At 37.7% G+C, this 19,998-nt stretch carries 14 protein-coding genes; 5 read left to right on the top strand and 9 right to left on the bottom strand.

The genetic code is table 11. From position 1 onward, the window contains the following. Positions 1-30: 30 nt before the first annotated feature. Genes ALFOR1_RS04865 through bcsR form a run of 6 tightly spaced genes read right to left on the bottom strand, consistent with a single transcriptional unit; the run spans position 31 to position 10,811 of the window. Entirely contained in the window at positions 31-3,849 is a 3,819-nt protein-coding gene (locus tag ALFOR1_RS04865) for a cellulose synthase subunit BcsC-related outer membrane protein (protein ID WP_104642240.1), read from the bottom strand. Continuing rightward, positions 3,840-4,970, bottom strand: a complete 1,131-nt coding sequence (gene bcsZ / locus ALFOR1_RS04870; RefSeq protein WP_104642241.1) for a cellulose synthase complex periplasmic endoglucanase BcsZ — start codon at positions 4,968-4,970, stop codon at positions 3,840-3,842. The genes ALFOR1_RS04865 and bcsZ overlap by 10 nt, the downstream gene beginning before the upstream one ends. After that, positions 4,970-7,216, bottom strand: a complete 2,247-nt coding sequence (bcsB, locus tag ALFOR1_RS04875) for a cellulose biosynthesis cyclic di-GMP-binding regulatory protein BcsB (protein ID WP_104642242.1) — start codon at positions 7,214-7,216, stop codon at positions 4,970-4,972. The genes bcsZ and bcsB overlap by 1 nt, the downstream gene beginning before the upstream one ends. Then, positions 7,209-9,884: a UDP-forming cellulose synthase catalytic subunit gene (bcsA, locus tag ALFOR1_RS04880; protein WP_058547354.1), complete on the bottom strand. Its 2,676-nt coding sequence runs from the start codon at positions 9,882-9,884 to the stop codon at positions 7,209-7,211. The genes bcsB and bcsA overlap by 8 nt, the downstream gene beginning before the upstream one ends. A gap of 2 nt (positions 9,885-9,886) precedes the next feature. Beyond that, positions 9,887-10,600 carry a cellulose biosynthesis protein BcsQ gene (gene bcsQ / locus ALFOR1_RS04885; protein WP_104642243.1) on the bottom strand — a complete coding sequence of 238 codons (714 nt, stop codon included), beginning with the start codon at positions 10,598-10,600 and terminating at the stop codon, positions 9,887-9,889. A 7-nt stretch (positions 10,601-10,607) separates the two neighbouring features. Beyond that, a complete protein-coding gene (gene bcsR / locus ALFOR1_RS04890; RefSeq protein WP_104642244.1) occupies positions 10,608-10,811 on the bottom strand; it encodes a BcsR/BcsP family cellulose biosynthesis protein in 204 nt (67 codons plus the stop codon). 116 nt (positions 10,812-10,927) lie between these two features. Here bcsR and bcsE point away from each other — a divergent pair, with 116 nt between their 5' ends. From bcsE to tyrR, 4 genes are all read left to right on the top strand, one after another. Further along, positions 10,928-12,550: a cellulose biosynthesis protein BcsE gene (gene bcsE, locus ALFOR1_RS04895; RefSeq protein WP_104642245.1), complete on the top strand. Its 1,623-nt coding sequence runs from the start codon at positions 10,928-10,930 to the stop codon at positions 12,548-12,550. Then, the gene (locus ALFOR1_RS04900; RefSeq protein WP_165491310.1) at positions 12,547-12,723 is read left to right on the top strand and encodes a hypothetical protein; all 177 of its coding nucleotides are present in this window, start codon (positions 12,547-12,549) and stop codon (positions 12,721-12,723) included. Before bcsE ends, ALFOR1_RS04900 begins: the two co-directional genes overlap by 4 nt. Then, entirely contained in the window at positions 12,720-14,303 is a 1,584-nt protein-coding gene (gene bcsG / locus ALFOR1_RS04905; protein ID WP_104642246.1) for a cellulose biosynthesis protein BcsG, read from the top strand. The genes ALFOR1_RS04900 and bcsG overlap by 4 nt, the downstream gene beginning before the upstream one ends. Positions 14,304-14,462: 159 nt before the next feature. Continuing rightward, complete coding sequence (gene tyrR, locus ALFOR1_RS04910) at positions 14,463-16,019, top strand: transcriptional regulator TyrR (RefSeq protein WP_104642247.1); 1,557 nt, start codon at positions 14,463-14,465, stop codon at positions 16,017-16,019. An 18-nt stretch (positions 16,020-16,037) separates the two neighbouring features. On the opposite strand, the gene ALFOR1_RS04915 is transcribed toward tyrR, so the two are convergent. Beyond that, complete coding sequence (locus ALFOR1_RS04915; protein WP_104642248.1) at positions 16,038-16,532, bottom strand: hypothetical protein; 495 nt, start codon at positions 16,530-16,532, stop codon at positions 16,038-16,040. Between the two features lie 105 nt (positions 16,533-16,637). Here ALFOR1_RS04915 and ALFOR1_RS04920 point away from each other — a divergent pair, with 105 nt between their 5' ends. Then, entirely contained in the window at positions 16,638-17,174 is a 537-nt protein-coding gene (locus tag ALFOR1_RS04920; RefSeq protein WP_104642249.1) for a thioesterase family protein, read from the top strand. 30 nt (positions 17,175-17,204) lie between these two features. On the opposite strand, the gene ALFOR1_RS04925 is transcribed toward ALFOR1_RS04920, so the two are convergent. Both ALFOR1_RS04925 and fliK read right to left on the bottom strand, forming a co-directional pair. After that, the gene (locus tag ALFOR1_RS04925) at positions 17,205-17,513 is read right to left on the bottom strand and encodes an EscU/YscU/HrcU family type III secretion system export apparatus switch protein (protein WP_058547362.1); all 309 of its coding nucleotides are present in this window, start codon (positions 17,511-17,513) and stop codon (positions 17,205-17,207) included. 2 nt (positions 17,514-17,515) lie between these two features. Beyond that, entirely contained in the window at positions 17,516-19,948 is a 2,433-nt protein-coding gene (gene fliK, locus ALFOR1_RS04930) for a flagellar hook-length control protein FliK (protein WP_104642250.1), read from the bottom strand. Positions 19,949-19,998: the final 50 nt, after the last annotated feature.

The raw sequence follows: 19,998 nt of genomic DNA on the forward strand, positions 1-19,998 counted from the left end.
AGCATTCGCGATGTATCACCGCCTACCGCGTTAAAAGTCAGCGTAAGGAATAATCGGCGTGCCCGGAAACTCTAATGTACCGTATACAGGGTTAAAATAGTAACGGATATACAGCTGGCCAAAGTTCGGCTCGTAAAAGTCAGAGCGGTCAATGGCTAAGTAACCACCAAAAAACCAATGTGGTGTTACACGGTACTCAAAGCTACCTTCTATATTATACGAGACCCCTGAGCTGTCATCACTTGCAAACACAGGGTCAACGCCAGTAGTCAGCTCTCTCTCGTAAGCTTGTAATTGAAGGTCGGGATCGTTAGGGAAAAAGTCAATCGCTTGAGTTTTGGTTTGTGAATACGATACACCGGTTTTTAAGCGATAAACAAAATCATCACCCCACCGCGCGTCATAACTTAAAGGAACTGATAAGCCTACATAGTTTTGAGGGCTATAATAACCGCCATGACCCCAAGTTTCTTCACTTAAATTATACTGATAAGCCCAATGTAGTAGGCTTGCACCCACAGTAAACTCACGCTCTTGGTTACTAATAACACGGTAGTATGTACCACCCATTACCCTATAGCGTTGGTTATCTTTAACATTTTGACCTTTGTATAAGGTAAAGTCAGCACTTGACCAAAACCCCCAATTGCCGCCTAAGTCGTGTGAAAGATTAGCAGTAAGGCCAGTAGAGCGAACTCCGCCCCAAACTTCACCGGTGTTTATATCTTCAAGGCCCGCATAAGAAAGTACTGAACTTGTTACAGGGCGCTTTTCAAGTTCTAGGCTATAACCAAAGTCACCAAAACTATCTGCATAATTTACACCCCATACAATATCTTCAATTAAGAAACCAAGTGGGGTAGTGCCTACATCTACGCGCCAATTTTCATTTTGCCAGCCAATACCTACATCTACACCGCTTTCCTCTGGTGTGACTTCATCTATTGCACAGGTAAAAATACACAGTGCACCTTGCCCGTAGCGGCTGCCTGCAAACTGTTCATCAAAACGTGTGGTTTGTGCGCTAATACTGGTAGGGTCTATTTTAATAAACCCTTGGCCTTGCCAAAGCGGAAAGTAAGCTTCAATAGGTACTGAGCCAGCGCCAAGTGTAGCGTCACTTTCAGTACTTGTTTGGCCGCTAAAGTTTACGCCTATCGCTATATATGCTTGATTTTTGTTTTGCTCGTTTATTAGTTCGCGTTTAGCGCCATTTATATACCAAGGGTCGTTTTCATCTATTTTTAAAAGGGACCCATATAGCTCTTTATCGCTTAGAGTTCGATCAGGTGAAAGCGTTTGCGAATACCAAGTTTGAGCTTGCTCTGATTCATTAAAGTTACTAGCTACCTGTGCGCCCAAATAACGAAGCTCTTGATCGTTAGGGGATTTATTAATAAGTTGCTTAGCTAAAAAAAGCGCATCGCCTGAATAATTAAACTCATTGAGTGACGACATTATTTGGCGCTGTAAGTAATCTTCTTGCGATGTAGTTTGTACTATTGCTTGCTTAGTTACTTCTTTTGCTTGAAAGTCATTGCCAAGCTCTCTGTAAGCACTTGCAACTGCAAGTAATGCTTGAGGTTCAATAACTTGATTATTTTTAACTTTTTGTTGGTATAGAATAACAGCTGCTTCGCGTTGCTCTAGTGCTAGGTTTGCATTAATAAGTGCAGTAGTAGTCGCAGGGGTATTTTTATACTTTTGGTCAAGCTGGTTAAGCTTCGCAATTAAATCGCTGCCACTGTAATACTGGTTAATATAGCTATTTTGTAATTGGACATATTGTGTTTTTTCGTCTTCAGAGGCGCTCTCTGGTAAAACGTAATTTTCAAACCACTGTTTAGTTTTTTTCTCGTCGCCTTGCTCTAAAAGCCACTCACCGAAAAGCGTATGCCAATATGATGAAAGCGTAGGCTCGGCGATTAATGCTTTATCGATAAGTTGTAGGGCGTGTTTTTTCTCATCAATAGCGTACCAGCTACGTGATAACTCGGCTTGCATCGCAGGCGTTAAATTTTGCGCTTCTAAGTTACTTAAGTGATAAATTGCCGTAGCTTTATTTTTAGTGTCTAAATGGCGCTCACTTTGAGTTAAAGACTGACTAAGTTGAAGTTGTTGCTCAAGTGCAATGATCTCTTCATCCCTAGCTTTAAAAGGAATGTATTGTAAGGTTTTAATTGCGCCTTGATAATCATCTATAGAGCGTAAAAAAAGCGCGTGGCTATATCGAATTTGCGAGTTTAGCGGAAATTGCCACAGCACATTATTAAACAAAGCGCGGGCCTTTTCAGTTAGGCCTTTTTGCTGATAAATAAACGCCAAATCGTAATAGAGCCAAGGTTGTTGTGGTGCTATTTCAATGGCGTCTTTTAATACTTTTTCAGCCTGCTCTAAATCCCCAGCTTGAGCTAAAGTGGTCGCTTTTGAGCGGTATTGGCTGCTTAAAGATACTGAGTATGAGTCTTTAATTTGATTTTTCTGAGCATAGGATAAACTGTTATAAAACGAGGTAAGAGCTCGATCGTTTTGATCAAGTTCTGCTATTGCAAGTAAACCAATTAGCGCACTACTATTGAGTGGATCGCTTTTTAAAACGCTTTGATAGGTCAGTGCTGCTTGTGAATACTGACCTTGAGCAAATTGTAATAAGCCTTTGTTATAAAGAACGATATCTGAGTCTTGCTCTAAAGAATCAGCTAAATCTAGCTTTAGTTTTGCAGTTTTATACTCTTCATTATTAATTGCATCTTTAGCTTGGCGTATATATAGCCAAAACTTTGCAGTTTTTGCTAAACCTTTTAATGTCTCACGTTCAGCAAAGTCTGCTGTATATTTTTGCGCGTTAGTAAAGTATCTGTATGACTTAGTATTATCACCAAGCCTTAGGTATAAAATTCCAAGGCTACGCATAATAGCTCCATCTTTAGGGCGGCCTTTTAACGCGCTTAAAAGTAGAGGCTCAGCAGAGGTTAGTTTATTCTTTTCAAGTAACTTGTCGCCTCTTACCCATAGTTGATAAGCAGGATCTGCAAGGAGTGTTTGACGCGCTTTTAAATCTTTTTTGAAGTCCTGATATTGAAGCTCCCCTTTACTGCTAAAAGGGTAAATAGAAAAATACTTTTTAAACTGACTATCGGTTTGTCTATTTATTGGCATGCTAGCTAATGCGCTAAGCCAAATTTCTTCTACTTCGTTACTAAACGATGATGTAGAGCCGTATCGACCTAATAGCTCTATTGCAACTTGGTCATTCGGGTCTTTTCTAAGTAGATGCCTTGCATAAGCTATTTCTACTAAACCTATATTAGAGTAGCTTTTTAATAACTTTTCATAACCCTTTTTAACACTTGCCCATTGCTCGCTGTCTTGTCCATACCAACTTAAGTGCTCTAGCTCGTAATTAAGCGTAGGGTAGGTGTTTTTAAAAATTTTATTGTATATTTCGCGAGCCTGTTCGTAACGCCCTGCTCGAGAAAGTAGCCTAGCTTGTTGAATTAAAGATTTATCTTTACTCTCAATACGAGAAAGTATTTTAAGCTTTTCAACACAAGGGGCTTGCTTTGTGAGTCCGTTATCTATTTTGCTTAGCAGCTGGTTGGCTTTTGCAGATTCGCCGTTAGCAAAATCATAACGTGCAACAGCACATTGTGTTTCAATGCGAGCAGGCGCGATAGCTACGAGCTTGCGTAAGCTATCTTCAACAAGCTTTTTGTTTTGCTGTGCCTCGCCAATGCTTATTTGGCTTAACAACCAATCAACAGACTGTGTATCAATATCGTTGACTGTATTAGCACTTAATCCAGAGCTAAGCGCTAATGTGCATGCTAGGGCAAACCTTAACGGCATTCAGTGCTCCATGCTGGTTGTAGCGTCCCATCTGCTGTTATTGAAAAACGATTGTTAAATGTACTAGTACCAAATAAGTTAAGTACACTGTCGTAATAACGTGTTTGAGTAAATGATTTATCGACCATCAGCTTTTGTTGAATAGCCATCACTAAGGAGTCATCGCTGCTTGTAGCAAGTAAAGGCATAAGTGCTGAGCTAAAGCCAAGTGGGCCTCTTTTTTCAGATTTCCCTGATTTAGCAAAAGTATTTAAAGGCACGTAACCACGCTCATTAATAGTTTCAATGAAAGGTTTAAATTGTGCTAATAGCTCTTTTTTATAAGGCGCGTTGTTTGCCATCATGCTAGCCCATAAATACACTCTAATTGCATTATAGCTACCTAAGTCAGTTGTTTTTTTATCATAGTAAAAGCCATTATTGGCATCATACATTACCCAATCAGGGCTAACGCCTTGTTTAGCAGTATCTAAAATTAGCTTGGCAGAGCCCTCATGTAGCTGGTGCCAAGGAGAATGTGGGTATAATTTTTTAAACTGCTGGTAAATAAATAAAGGAGAGTAACTGGGATTTAGTTTAAAGCGCTCATTATCAAATTCAAAACCTGATGGAGCGGGTAATAGTGATAAACCTAGACCTGAAATATACGCTGTTTCTTCACGCATTATACGCTGTGCAACCACTGAAGCTAAAATACTGTAGCGACGGTCATCCCAAAGCATAGCCGCTTGCGATAGGCTGTAGGCAATCCACAAATCAGAGTCGGAAGCAGGGTTTGAATCTAAAATTCCGGTCTCATTATCGTTATTAATTCCCCATTGCCATGCAGGTAAGCGCGTACTTAAATCGCCTTCAGATAAATGCTCTTGAGTCCAATCCAGGACTAAGTCAAACGTTGCTTTATCGTTGGCAATTACAGCAAAAAATAACGCGTAAGATTGCCCTTCAGAAGTCGTTATGTTTTTCTCGCTACCTAAGTCTATAACTCGCCCATCTTGGCTTATAAAGTTATTTTTAAATGTTTGCCATGCGCCCCATGGCTTACATTGTTCTATTTGCGCGCTGGCATTAAAGGTTATTAATGCAATCACAGTTAAAAATATAGTAATGAGTGATTTCATTATTTATCTCCTTCAGCTAAGCGTTTATAGGTAAGCGCTTGTAGTAATCGCCATATAATAAATGAGATCAATAGCAGCGTTAAAATTGAGAGCAGTGCAAGTACAAATGGATGATCTGATAAGTGGAACCAAATTAAGGTATGCACTGGAATATGACCAACAAAGTACTGCTCGTCAGTCTTAATGCTTTTGATCCCTTGTGAGTTAATAACTGCTGCACTGCCTTTTATTTGGGCAAGAGTTTGTGAATTCATTAGTGCATTATTTAACAAGCCAAATCCATTATGAGAAGTCGCGCTTAGCGAAACAATCGAACGCTCAGAATCAAACGGAGATTGAAAGCCTGTTATTACGGCCATATCGCCGCTACTTTTTATGCTCACTTGTACTTTTTCAGATTCGTTCTCATCATAGGCACCGTTGTAAATAGCTTGTTTAATAGCACGTTGATTGCCATTTAATAAGATATTAGTTTGTGCATTTTCATCAAGTTCGTTAGCAACGCTGCTTGCTTTAGCAATCACTAAAATATCTTTATCATCTAAGTCAGCATTTTGATTTAAGTGTGCAACACTCATTCTATGCGTTGGGTAACCTGTAATTGCACCAAAATGGCCTGTTAAATTAAGCAGTACCGAAATTACTTCTGGAGTCGGTTTCTCGTCAATAAGTACGAGGGTTTGTTGTAAATCAGCGTATTTAGTAAATGGAAAGCCGCTGTTAGCAAATACATTTAAATCCGGTAATGCAATGTAGTGATCAAACCCGCTCACATCAATATTAGAGTTTCCATCTATTACGCCAAATTCTCCACCAGGAGGAGCAATGGCACATTCACCTTTTTTAAGCACGGCAAATCTAAAGTCAAAGTTAAGTTCGTTTCGGTTAGCGAGCTTAATGCCATCTAAAGAAAAATCTTCAGCACTTTGAGTTGTATCTGTATTGGCTATTAATGGCAGTAATGTTTTGGTTGTTGTGAGCGATGAATCGTCTTTTTCTAATAAAAAGCCATTAATAAACTCTTGGTTTATTAGCATATTTAAGCGCGAGTCTAAAGTTTCACTTTCAGGTGTATTACGGTATTGCAACGTAATAGGAATGCCTTTTTCACGCCACGTAAATAAATCGGGCGCAAAACGAATATTTAATTTAATCGGGCCATTATTTAGGCCTTGTGCTTGTAATTGAGTTGGGTAGTCAGTTAATTCATCAAAGTGAACTGGGCGGTCACCTCGAAGCCAGCGCGGAGCATCGTATGCTTTACGCAGGGGCAGTTTGTTTATTGCTTCTATACTTGCGCTTCTGCCGGTCATTATTTTGTGCCCAAACACAAGGCCTGTTACTGCTGTTTTTAAATCTTCTTCGTCACGGCCAAGTATTAACAACATTTTGTTATATCTATGTATAGGGCTTGAGATAAGTTCTATGGTTGGCTTTTCGACATCAGGGTAATCTTTTAAAAAATCAGGTTTAGAATCGTTAGTAATAAATACGATGCTATGCTGCTGTGGTGCTTTATTTAACACTACCGGAAAGTTCGCGCCTCGCCAATCTGCTTGTGCACCAAACCAGCTAGATAATGTAGCAGCTGCTTCAATGGCTTTAGTTCCAGGTGTTGTTGCAAATATAAAGGGTAAATTTAATTTGCTGTAGTCTTTAGCATCAAAAAATGGTTCTGGTAAATATTCAAGACGGCTATCAATTGCTAATTGTTTTTGATCAAGCGTGATATTACTCGACTTGTTTATTTCAGTCCAAATAGAGCGGCTAAAGTAGTCTTGGCATCGTAAATCATAATAACCAACAAGCTCAAAGCGAACCTGATTGAAGTCTTGAACGTATTTTGCGTTAAGGCTTAAGCTGTGGTTAACCGTATTCTTAACAACACTTAACTTATCGTTTATTGGTAAAACGGTAACTAGATTATCGTTAAAATAAACTTTTAAATGCGACACATTAGCGATTAATGAAGGCGAGTTAGTGTATGAAAAATTAAGCTTTAAATTTGTGCTTAATTTATCAATTCTATTTGTAAAATCGACGCGTGAATTATTATTTATTCCATCTAGCTTGTAGCCATTAAAACCTAATGCCTCAAAATCTAAACGTAGGCTTGAAACCTGCGCACTCTCGGGATATCCATTTATAAACATAGATTTATCATGCATCGGCTCTATAGCAAGAGCCTGATAAGCACTACTAATGAGTAACAATGTCAGAAATGTATTAAGCAGCTTTTTAATCATAATTATTATGCACTATCGGTTTTTTTGGAGTGAATGAGTTTACGTAAATGACAATATTAGTCATAAACTTAATGATAGGTTGTAACGGCCTTGGAGCATGAAATAATAAATTACTAAAGCCCCTCAAACTTGTTTTTTGTACTTCTTTAAAGCTATACGACGGACGATCATGTCTAAAATTGTTTTGCCAATCTAGCCATGCATCCGCTCTTGAGAATGTGCATTGAATAAAGGCACGTTGCTTTTCAAGCGATAAATCTTTAATTGTTAAACCTATTTGTTTTTTACGGGTATTACATACGTGGGTTGTAAACGAAAACTGTTTATTACCGCGGCTCATTAAGAGCTCTATTTTATCGTTAACACGACATAAGTGTGCATGCTCAGTTTCAATACCCACACCATTATCGGAGTAATCTGTAATTTTAACTTTTAAGGTATGCCCATTAGCTAATCGAATACCCGCCGGAAAATTAGCTTTAATACGATGTGATTGCCTTACTTGTCGTGCCTCGGCTGCTACAGCAACGGCAGCGCCTAAAATAACAATATTATAAATAGCCCAGCCCATACTTATTACAAGTACGCCTATTTGGCTCGGATCGCCCAGAACGAGTCTTAAAATACCTACAAGTATACCAAGTAAGTTTATCATTAAGAGGATCAAATAAGGTTTAGAGATACCCCAATCGTAATGCTCTTCATCGTTTAGGCCGCCTTTTTCAGTAACATTAAACTTACCTTTATTTGGGTTGAAAAGTGCCACGGTAGTTGGTTTTAAAATATACCAAGCAAGTACAGATTCGTAGACTTCTCCCCAAAATGAGTATCTATATTTGCCTTGAATACGCGAATTGGTTGCTTTTATTTGGATAAGTGTTGGCACAACATAAATGAATATGGCTAAAAATGGAGCGTAAATAATATATGCATTAAAATATATAAGTGCCAGTGGTGCCGTTAAAAAAACAATACGAGGAATACCAGAGAGGAAATGCAGCATTGCGTTTATGTAGCACAGACGCTGAGGAACACTTAAGCCTTTACCCATTAATGGGTTATCGAGTCTAAAAATTTGTGCCATACCTCGCGCCCAACGGATCCGTTGGCCAATATGAGCTGAAAGGCTATCTGTAGCAAGACCCGCAGCTTGTGGAATGTTTATATAAGCCGTTTTATATCCAGCGCGCTGCATACGAAGTGCTGTATGTGCATCTTCTGTTACCGTTTCAAAAGCAAAACCCCCTATATCTTCAAGCGCTTCTCGTTTTAATACCGCACAAGAACCACAAAAGAAAGTGGCATCCCACATGTCGTTACCGTCTTGGATAAGTCCATAAAATAGCATGTTTTCATTTGGGATTTGGCTATGGTTATTAAGGTTTCGCTCAAATGGATCAGCAGAGAAAAAGTGGTGCGGTGTTTGTACTAGACATACTTTACTGTCTTTTAAAAATTGCCCCATAGTCATTTGTAAAAATGAGCGAGCAGGGACGTGGTCACAATCAAAAATAGCAATATATTCGCCATCGGTATAGCGCATTGCACTATTCATGTTACCGGCTTTGGCATGGTTATTATCTGGTCGAGTTAAATAGCCTACGCCGACTTCTTTGGCAAATTCGCCAAATTCAGGGCGTTTACCATCATCAAGTATGTAAACGTTTAATTTATCTGCAGGCCAGTCAATACTTAATGCCGCAAGAGTAGTTGGTTTTACAACACTTAAAGGCTCATTGTAAGTGGGTATGTAAACATCAACCGTAGGCCATAAATCTGTATTTTTAGGTAAAGGAATAGGTTTACGTTCAAGCGGATTTATAGTTTGAAAAAAGCCTAAAATAAGCACCAGCCACGCATAGGTTTCTGCAAGTAATAAACCAGCACCTAAAGCAAGTGCTACAGGGTCATCCCAATTTAAGGTCTCAGTATAACGCCACCATAAATAGCGAGAAGAAGTTGTTACAGAGAGAGTGATCATGACAATGGTAGCCATTTGACCTTTTACGCGCTTAAGGGCATATGCAACTAGTAATATAAAGCTGATAAAAACGGCCTGCGCTTCTAGGCTAAATGGAATAGTGATAAAAATGGCTAATAAAAATAAAATAAATGCGAGCATCAAATATTTTATGAGTTTATTTTGCCAAATACGCGCTTCAGACATTGCTTTAAATGCGCTTTTTTTAGGAGCTTTTTTATTTTTTGAAAGTAAGCGTCTAATTAGTTTACCTAGCTTTAAATCGAACCAGCGCAGTTGCCTTAAAATATAGCTAACTCGGTCGTAAAAGTAGTCTGTTGCAGTTTCCTTTATAGAGTACGAGCTTGCTTTGGGCTTATTTTTAAAAAATATTAAAAACAGGCTTTGAATAATAAAGCGTATTATATTTGAGTAAATATAGGTCCTGTAAGGCAATCTCAAGTGCGGGTAGTAACTGTAAAGTACCAATTCAAAATCAAGTTTATGTTTTTTGATATTTATAAACAGTGAACTGAATAAAGTAATGAAAGGCATTAGAAAAGCCTCAATTACATTTACTTTATGTTGGTTAAAGTAGCTGTGAAATTTAAATAAAATATAACGTACAAGCTTATCGGTAAATAAAATACTCAACAGTATGTATAAGGTACTGTGTATGGGACGTTTATAAAATAAAGTAAAGCTCATTGTTATAAAGCCGCTTTACTAACAAGCCAACCAGCGAGTGTTTCAAAATCATCATTGGCAATACTGTACGGCGCACAGTTAAGTGCAACATTTCTATAAGCAGTTGATTCTTTAATAACCTCATCGCTGTTAATAAAAAATGGTGCCATAAGAGGGAGAGTTGATTGCCAAAGTGAAAATAAGTCAAACTCGAGTACAGAAGCTGAATTATAACGATTAACTAAAAAATAATGCTTCCAGTTAGACTCTGAGCTTTTTAGTTTTTGTAGTCGCTTGTAAATTAGACTGTGGCAAATAGCATCGCAATTTATAAGCTCAATAACTATATCATTCGGTTTTAGAGGAAAACGCTCTAAATAAATATAAGAAGGGCAATCGAACAAGAACCAAGTATTTTGAGGACAATCCAACTTTTCGCAATTGTTAATTGTGCTGATAATTTCGTTTTGGTCAGCTTTATTATCACCAAAAGGTAAAAATATGACTCCGTCACTATCTTGATGAAAGTGTACAAGTGCATCTTCAAAGTTGCCTTCGTTACTCCACCCCTTAGTTGACTTCCAAGGTAGACCAAATTGTAAACCCAAATCACTTTTTGCATCTAGGTCTATAGCAATAACATTTGCATCAGATTTTTTTAATACGCACGCAAGGTTAGCAACAACAGAAGTGCTACCCAACCCACCTTTGATACCTTTAACAAAAACTCTTTGCAACGTTACATTACTCGCTATTATTTGAACTTATTAATGTGTTTAGATCGCTATTTATTTCTTTTAATAAAGCATATTTATTGATTGTTTGGGTGTTTTTTTGTTTATTTACAATCTCTATGTAATCTTCGCTTTTGCCACCAAAGCGGCGCGCTAAGTTTTCTATGTCACTAGATGTTAACGTTTGTGAGTCTTTATAAGCTAAACTGCGCATCATAACCTTTATATAATATTTTAATTATTTTTATTAAAAGTGGACAATATTTGGCTATTATATATAGAATAGCGGGTAAAACTAGTAAAAAAGTATTTTTTTATAGGGCGTTTTAAGTGCATAACTTTAACATAACGGGATTAGAGCCTGCAGCAAAAGAGTTAAAATCGGCTTCAAGTTATGCTGTTTTGGCCCCTTTAGACAATTTTGTGATTGAACTGGCGTTACATTCAATTAACCCTAGCTTGGTTAATGATATATTTATAGTTTCTCAAGAAATTGAATCATTTTTTGACTCTTCCTTTTCTCAAGCGTTAAACTCAGCATATGAAAAAAATAGAGTTCATCCCTTTTCACTTTCCTCAAGCACGCAACAATATAATGCTCAGCATATTAATAAAAATATAATAAAAGAGATCAGTGCTTATAAGCGTCTAAACAAGGCACTTGTATTAATTCATTTTAATACTGCACAAATTAATAGTGTTGATGATATTAGTTTGAAAGTAATAATGAGGGATTATTATACGTTTGCGCAAAAAACGGGCGTTACATTATTATTTTTAATATCGGGTCCTGATGTAGCTAATTATCGTTTTTTATTTAGGCGCTTAAATAAATATCTAGATGGATTGATGTTTGTTGATAACGACTCCGCAGTGCGTGTACTCGAATATGACTACTGGCGTCACAGTCGAGGAATATTAGCGAGTGAACAGTTTCAATTATCGATAGATAATCATCAATTGATAGTACAAGAAGCTTTAAATAACAAAAATAAAACACTTCAAGAGTCTGGTTTTACTGATGAGGATGAGGTGTGGCTAGTTCAAAATGTAGTGCCAGAGGGGACTAAGTTACCAGCTCATTATAAAAGCCTAAAAGATAACAATGAGCTATTTGATAAAGGCCCAAAAGTAGAAGCAGCGACATTAATTTTTTCAGTAACACGTTATACCGATTTGTCGCTATTAGGTAAGCAGTGTTTCGAATTAAGAAAAAACTGTGGACGTTGGTTAAAGTTAGTTATTCAAAACGTTGATGGTGTTATTCGCCATCAAGATGAGTGTTTACTTTTAACATTGGGTGTAAACCTTATTTTGTATAGCTCAACAGAACCATCTAGGTTGTTGTCACAAGTGCAATCAATACAAGGTTTTCAATATACAAGACCATTACCTCCATCGGTCGAGCATGTACTTAAGTACACAGAAAACACGTTTTCTAAGGGTTATTTACCTTTTAATGAGTTTACAAAGCAAGTAGAAGTTCACAGTGATTCTGCCGTAAACCTCGGTGTTAGCGGGGTGTTGGTTAAATTAGAGCTTTTACCAAGAATAGATCCAATCCATCCCCTACATTTATTTCATATTAAGCGTGAAGGAGACGTGTTTAGTATCGCAGAAAACACAGTGTACTTATATTTACATGCCTGTAGAGAGAATGATGTTAATAATGCAATAAAGCATTTATTTAAATTAACAACGAGTGATTTTTTTGCGCAACAAAATGTAATATCAGATCATTTTTACATTCAACAAGAGTGTAAGCAGCTTAGGCGTTTTTATACGGGTAAGAAGCTTGTAGATTTCTCTAAACAATTGTCAGAGAATGAGAGTTATAAATTTGAACCTGATATGCCAGAAAGCATTATTGATGATTTAGAAGCGCCTGAGCTCATTAATAAAGGTCGAGCCGATGCAAAGCCTTTTACAATGAAATTAAAGGGTAATGTATGAGTGTTAATCAACTTTTTTTAACCGCTTTTCTTGCGATGATATTAGGTGTTGTACTGTGTATGTTTGGTACGTACTTATTAACCCGTGTAAAACAATATTATTATAAGCTTACTTTTAAACATGAAGTACTAGAGCCTTATACACCAAATAAAACAAAAAAGGATAAGCAGTGAAATTGTCAGGCTTAGGGGTGTGGAACCTTTATTTTTTAGTTAAATTCGCGCTCTATTATTATGGTGCCATTGATTTTAACGTGCTCACTAATGCCGCTTTTGCAGCCATGTTAGCTATTGAATTCAAAAAGCCATTAATAGAAAAAGCAAAACATTCATTAGGTGGTGTACTCGCGGTTGTACTACTTTATCAGGACTCTTGGCTTCCACCAATCAACCGATTAACTAAACAAGCGGGAAATGTTCAAGATTTTAGCTTTGGTTATTTTATTGAGTTACTTACTCGTGTTGTGAATGTTGATATGTTGTTGGCTTTGTTTGTAATAAGTGTGTGCTTTTGGTATACATCACAGTGGATACGTTTTACTACAGTAACGGTTGTAGGACTTTTAGTGATGGGCTGGCAAAGTGGCGATTCTCAATCACACCTTGTGAGTAATACACCAAACTCTGCCGCAGTGGCACAAACTCAAAGTTCTACACAAGCACAAGTAATTACTGAAGCTATACAATCTCCAGATCAAAAACTGGCTGACTTTTATCAACAACAAACTTTATTAACGAGTAACTTTCCAAGCCAGGTGAGTGGTGAGTTGTTTGATGTAATTATATTGAATGTTTGCTCAATGGCAGTTGCGGATTTAAAAGCTATTGGCGTAGATATAACAGACATGTATAAAGATTTTGATGTGGTATTTTCTGATTTTAACTCAGCGACCTCATACAGTGGTCCTGCTGCAATTAGATTACTACGCGCAAGTTGCGGACAAACAAGCCAAACAGCATTATTTAAAGACGCACCAGAGCAATGTTACTTGTTTAAAAACTTAGAAAAACTAGGGTATCAAAACAATGTTGTAATGAACCATGACGGTCATTTTGATGAGTTTAAAGGCTTGATTAATAAGTACGGCGGCTTAAATAGTACACCGTTTAATATAGACTCTATGCCAGTTGCTCAATATGGTTTTGATGACAGTCCAATTTATTCTGATGGTGCAGTACTAAATGGTTGGTTAGACACTCAAGCAAAAGACTGTAAACCTTGTGCTATGTATTACAACACAACAAGTTTACATGATGGCAATCAACTAGCTAATCGAGCTCGTATGAACAGCCAACAGAGTTACCCTATAAGACATAAAAACTTGTTTAGTGATATCAATACGTTTGTAAAAAATCTTGAGAGCCGTGGTCGTAATGTAATGCTAATGATAGTGCCAGAGCACGGCGCAGCACTAAAGGGTGATAAAGTGCAATTTGCCGGTTTGCGTGAAATACCGAGCCCTTCTATTGTCTCGGTGCCTGTTGCTATTAAGTTTATAGGCCCTGACGTACAAAACTACTCACAAATTGTTGTCGATGATTCAACCAGTTATTTTGCATTATCACAGCTTGTTAGTAAGGCACTACAAAGCGATGTTTTTGGCGGGAAAAACAGTGTTGCTAACTTACTTGAAAACCTACCTAAAGCCCCTAAAGTTGCTGAAAATGCCGATACAATTATGATGTATGTAAATCAGCGTCCATACATACAATTAGATGGCGGTGACTGGACAGCGTACCCTCAAGGTAATTAATATCGTGCTCACTTAAACACTACTTTTAAAAGGCAGTATTGTTTGAGTGAGCGGATTTTAGTAATACCTCTTTGTCCAAAAATGTTTACATTAAGCTACCTTCTCACAGCGACTTAGCGTATTATTCGACTAATATAGTTTTTCCTTCTTTGAGGATGTATGCGTCTAGATATTCACTGTGCTGATCGAATTGGTATTGCCCAAGAAATCCTTAATATATTAGTTAACTACAGCGTTGATTTAAAAGGGATTGAAGTCGATTCTGTTAATTGCCGTATGTACGTGAGCTTTCCTGAAATTGAATTTGAACAATTTCAAAAAATCATGCCTTCGATACGTTTAATAGATGGTGTTCATGATGTGCGTACGACTGCATTTTTGCCCTCAGAACGTGAGCACAACGAACTAAATACATTACTGCGTGCATTACCCGATGGTGTTATATCAATTGATGCTAAAGGTTGGGTACGTTTATGTAACGACGCCGCATGTAAAGACTTACAACTTATCGAAAAAGAAGTTATCGGGGCAAACATTAATAACTTGCTCAAAGGGTTTAACTTTACGCGCTGGTTAGAAGGCAAAGAGGTGCTTGGTCAAACCACACGCGTTGAAGTTGCTGGTGAAGACTTTATTGCCGACATTTTACCTATCGCAGTGCCGCAAGGTGGCGAAGGTGATGTACTTGCTGGTGCAGTTATTAATATTAAATCGCAAAGCCGACTAGGGCAGCAAGTAAGTGCCTTTAGGCGCTACGGACAAGAAAGCTTTGCAACTATTCACAATTTTAGTACCGCGATGCGTCGAGTTGTGCGTGAAGCACGTAAAATGGCGCAATTAGAAGCTCCCATTTTAATTACTGGCGAAACAGGTACGGGTAAAGAGTTACTCGCTCGAGCTTGCCACTATGCATCAAATCGTTCTGTTAAGCCTTTTATTGCGCTTTCTTGTGCGTCACTTCCTGATGATGTTGCTGAGTCTGAATTATTTGGCTACGCCGGATATGAAGAAAACACAGCGCCTAAACGTGGCGTATTAGAACAAGCTGATGGTGGTACTGTGTTTTTAGATGAAGTTGGCGAAATGTCGACTCAATTACAAACTAAGTTACTGCGCTTTTTGCAAGATGGCACGTTTAGAAAAGTTGGCGATGAAAACGAAGTTAAAGTAAATGTACGCATTATTGCAGCGACTCAAAAAGACTTACCAGCAATGGTTCAAGAGGGCGTCTTTAGGGAAGACTTATATTATCGCATCAATGTGTTAACCCTTGAAATAGCGCCACTCAGAGACCGAAAAGCTGATGTTGGGCCGCTGGCTGAGCACTTTATTCAAAAGTACGCACAGCAAAATGGTCATGCAATTCCATTGCTTTCACAAGAGTGTTTAAGCTTTTTACAGCAATATCCTTGGCCTGGGAATGTACGCCAGCTTGAAAATGCAATTTACCGTGCAGTATCATTGTTGGATGACAGTGAGCTACGTGTAGAGCATTTACAATTGCCTACTTTTACTCATGACCTAGGGTATTTAGAATCAGACTTTGAAGGCTCCTTAGATCAAGCAGTAAAACGCTTTGAAGCTACTTTACTTCGTAAGCTTTATCCTGCTTATCCAAGTTCACGACAGTTGGCCAAGCGTTTAGGCTTAAGCCATACCGCAGTGGCAAATAAATTGCGTGATTACGGTATTAACCGTAAAACCGTAAAGGTGTAATAATAAGTTTCATGGGCACTAGTTTTTAGTGCCCATATTTTTAGTAACCCCATCTATAGCTATTGTTTCTATACCGCCTTCATTAAAGTTCATCACTATACTTGCGTTGTTACGGGTAAAAAAGTAACTACGACCATTGAGTTCAATAACATAGTCACCTTTTACCGGATCGCTAAACTGCTGCTTTTTTAATATAACGTTATGATCGCCAATGTGCCATTCAAACTCTTTAATAAAGCCGTTGTTAAACTCCTGTACCCATACTTGGCTATCATCTTTAGCAAGTGTGATTGCAACAGAGTAAGAGCTAGGAATTTGCTCCATATTGTAACTTTTTGAGCCTATACTGAATTTTTCAGCTTGTTGCTGCCATTTAAATCCAAATTCAAATTCTTTAACTACGCCAGTTGGGTAAGTTACAGTTCCTTTGCCTGGTAACGAAAAATCGGCAAGCGCACTATAGCTAGGTGCTAACAACACAATCCCAGCAATAACATTAATATTTAATTTCATGATTTTACTTTTTATTATAATAATGATTTAAGATTAAATTAGAAAATTCGTGTTAGCAAGTGGCTGTGCTACACTCGTGTAAAATTAACTGGTAAGACCTTTGTTGTGAACCTATATATTCGACTTTTATTATTATTTTTTAAAATTAAACGCAATCAGCATTATCAAGATTTACTCGATACAGTAGATATTGATTACAAAGCGTTGCCTACTGATTGCGATATTAATATGCATCTAACAAATTCTCGCTATCTTGCGATGATGGATTTATCTCGTACGTGGATGATCGAAAGAATTGGCTTATTAAAACAAGTAATGAAACGTCGTTGGTTTCCTATAGTAAATGCCACAGCTATTACTTATATTCGTGATATTAAGCCTATGCAGCGCTATACAATAAGCACTAAATTAGTGGGCTGGGATCATAAATATTTTTACATAGAGCAAAAGTTTCATTCAGAGCGTGGCTTACATGCTGTTGCATATGTACGAGGTGTGTTTAAAAATAAAAAAGGTATTGTAAGTATTGAAGAAATGCTTGAAGTAGCTGGTTTTGAAGGCCAAACTCCTATTTTACCAAGCGAAGTTATGCACTGGAAAGAAATGCTAGAGCAGAAAAAAATAACTAACTTACCTAAGTAGCTCTAACTCATATAGGCGCTTAGCGCCTATTTATGCTTTTACGTTTAACTTACCTTGAAAGTCTTGCCATCCAGGTGGAAATTGCCCTCTTAACACATACGAAAAAGCAATTAACTCGGCAATCACATAATAGAGCTCTTTGGGTATTTCTTCACCAAGTTTTAAGTGTGAGAGTGTTTTAGCGAGCGCCTCATCTTGGTGGATCATAATCCCTTTTTGCTTAGCCGCTGCTATTATTTCATCTGCTAATTCACCAAAACCTTTTACACTGACTGTAGGTGAGTTGCCTGCTTCGTATAAAAGGCCGATGGCTGATTTATCGTTAGATGCATTGCTCATAATTAAACCTTAATGTTAATAATGGCGTGAGATTTATAAAAATCGCTGTGTTTAGCATCGCCTCTTTTTAAATTTAGTTCACCTACTTGTAAGCCGTGCTTAGCCAGTTTTGAACGTAGGTTATCTAAATGCGGGTGAGCAATAGCACTTACCTCTTGGCTTGAGGCGAGTAGCTGGCAATCAAGTGCTTTATCCATTAACTCTGCCGTTATTTGTAGTTGCCCAAGTTGCGCGTAATCAAAATTTAGCCTTACAAACCATACATTTTTATCTTCTAATTTATCTGCACTTGGTTTTTTATATTGCCCTAGGGTTATTTCGGTTTGCCCAGCTTCTGGTGGCAGTTTCATAGGAAACAAAAACTGCGCTAGCGGGTTTGTATCAGTTTGTTGATTAGGAGTAAGCGCACTAACTTGAGTAAGCGTGTTTTTTACTTGTACTATTTCGCTTGCCAATGCTTGTACTTGAGCTTGTTGTAATTGCTCAAGTATTTTGGGGCCAGTATTACCTGTTTTAAATGTAGGGATGAGTACTTGCAGTAGGGCATCTAAACCAGTTTGATTATTAAAGGTCAAAGGCGTGACTGATTGGCTAATAATAGGGGCAGCTAAAATACTAACAGCCACTTGCTCAAGCCCTTTACTAAAGCTACTTTGCAATGATTCGCTTGAAAGCAATGTTGGCTGTATGGTTGCTAATATCTCACGTTGAACAGTCGCAGGATTTATATTGCTACTCGATACCATTCTATTAAATGCCTGATTAACTAGGCGAGTTAGATCAGGAGTGTTCTGTGTGGCTTTATGTGCTATTTCTGCAATTTGGCTACTTAGCAAAGGTTTATCAGTCACTATATTTGGCGCTGTTACTGGTAAGCTTAATAATTTACTGAAAAGCTTAGCTTCAATAGGCTGTAACATTTGGCTTCGTGAAGGCATTTCTCCGGGTAAAAATTGTTTAACGCTCGCTTGAGTTGACTGTGACATTGATGGTTTTTGGTTATCAGCCACAGCAGCGGTTAGCTGACTTTGCAAGCCTTGTAATGTTTTAGGCTGCAGTTCAGGGATTTTTGTAATTAATGGTGCGGCCTTTTGCTCAACAGCAATTTTTTCATCAACGGGTTTAGTTATTGCGGGTGTGTGAACTGTGTTTTGTTGTGGCGTATTTAAAGGTGTTTGACTTGGTTGAACAGTGTGTGAAGAGGATTGCCAAACATTTACCCTTGCTTTAACTAATTGTGTTAACTGCATTAAAGCAGGTAGTTGATTAAAGTGTTTTTGTAGTGGTGGTGCTTCCAGGTTTTTAACTTTATTTAGTGTGTTATCTATATGGTCAGTAATATTTATTTGCGTTATTAAAGGTTTACCTAGTTGCTTTAAATCTTGAGTTGATGTGGTTTGGTTTTGCTCAGTGGTATTAGCACTCAATGAGTGTTTTGAACTGTCAGTAAAAGGTCTGCTTTCAAAATATTTAACAGCGTCGTTAATGCGGGTTTTAAAATCACTAAAGCTTGTTTGTAGCCACGACTTTATAGGGCTGTTCGTGCCAACTAAAGGGCTTAGCGTATTGTTTAAAGCCTCAGATGGTAAAGCGCTTGGTTGAGCACTCACAATGTTGTTAAACGCCTTAGTAAATGAGTTATTAAGGGTTACTTGCATTGTATTTATTTGTGTTTTTATTAAAACTTTGTCGGCTTGATTGGACAAGCCTACTTTTAAAGGGGTGTTCGGCAATTCGCTCACTTGTTTGTTATTTAAAGGTATTGTGAATGAGCCTTGTTTTTGTGGATGCGTTAAAATAGCAAGTTTGGGTGTTGTTTTTAGCTCCGCACTTGGTAATAAAGCTGTTAGTAGTTTAGCTAATTTTGTTTGCGTTAAGGGCTGTGAATGCACGGTATCTGCAAATCGATTTACAGCATTAAGTTGAGCGCCTTTATTATTTGTACTCACGATTACTTTTAAAGGTTGCTCCGATGAAAGTATTTGCGCCACGTCTTTATTTATAGCAATACTGGCATTGAGTTTTTCAATAACTAGCTTAGGTGAAGGCGAAAGCACTATTTGTGCTGGCATAGGTTTGCTTTCTACCTCGGTGCCTGTATTTATGTAATTAAGTAAACGCTGTAATTGCGCAGGCTGGTTTAATGACACTGTTGTATTATTTGGCGTTATAGTGAGTTGTTTACCATCGAGGCTTAATTGAATATTTGCACTTGCTATTTTTTGGGTACTTGGTGCTTCACTTGAGGTGCCCAATCTAATTGTTTGCCAATGTTTATCTACAAATACATCAAGCGTGATTGAGCCTTTACTAAATTGAATGTTTTTGGCCGCAATAACCTCATCTGGTAATTGTGTTAATTCATTAGTGTGCTTGTTGGTCGTTTGATTGTTAACCAATGAATTAGATAATGTTATTTGCGTTGGTGTATTCATTATTTTAAATCAAGTTTTCGTTAATCGATTATAAAGCAATATTCGTATTA

It is taken from the genome of Pseudoalteromonas carrageenovora IAM 12662 (assembly GCF_900239935.1).
Taxonomy (GTDB): domain Bacteria; phylum Pseudomonadota; class Gammaproteobacteria; order Enterobacterales; family Alteromonadaceae; genus Pseudoalteromonas; species Pseudoalteromonas carrageenovora.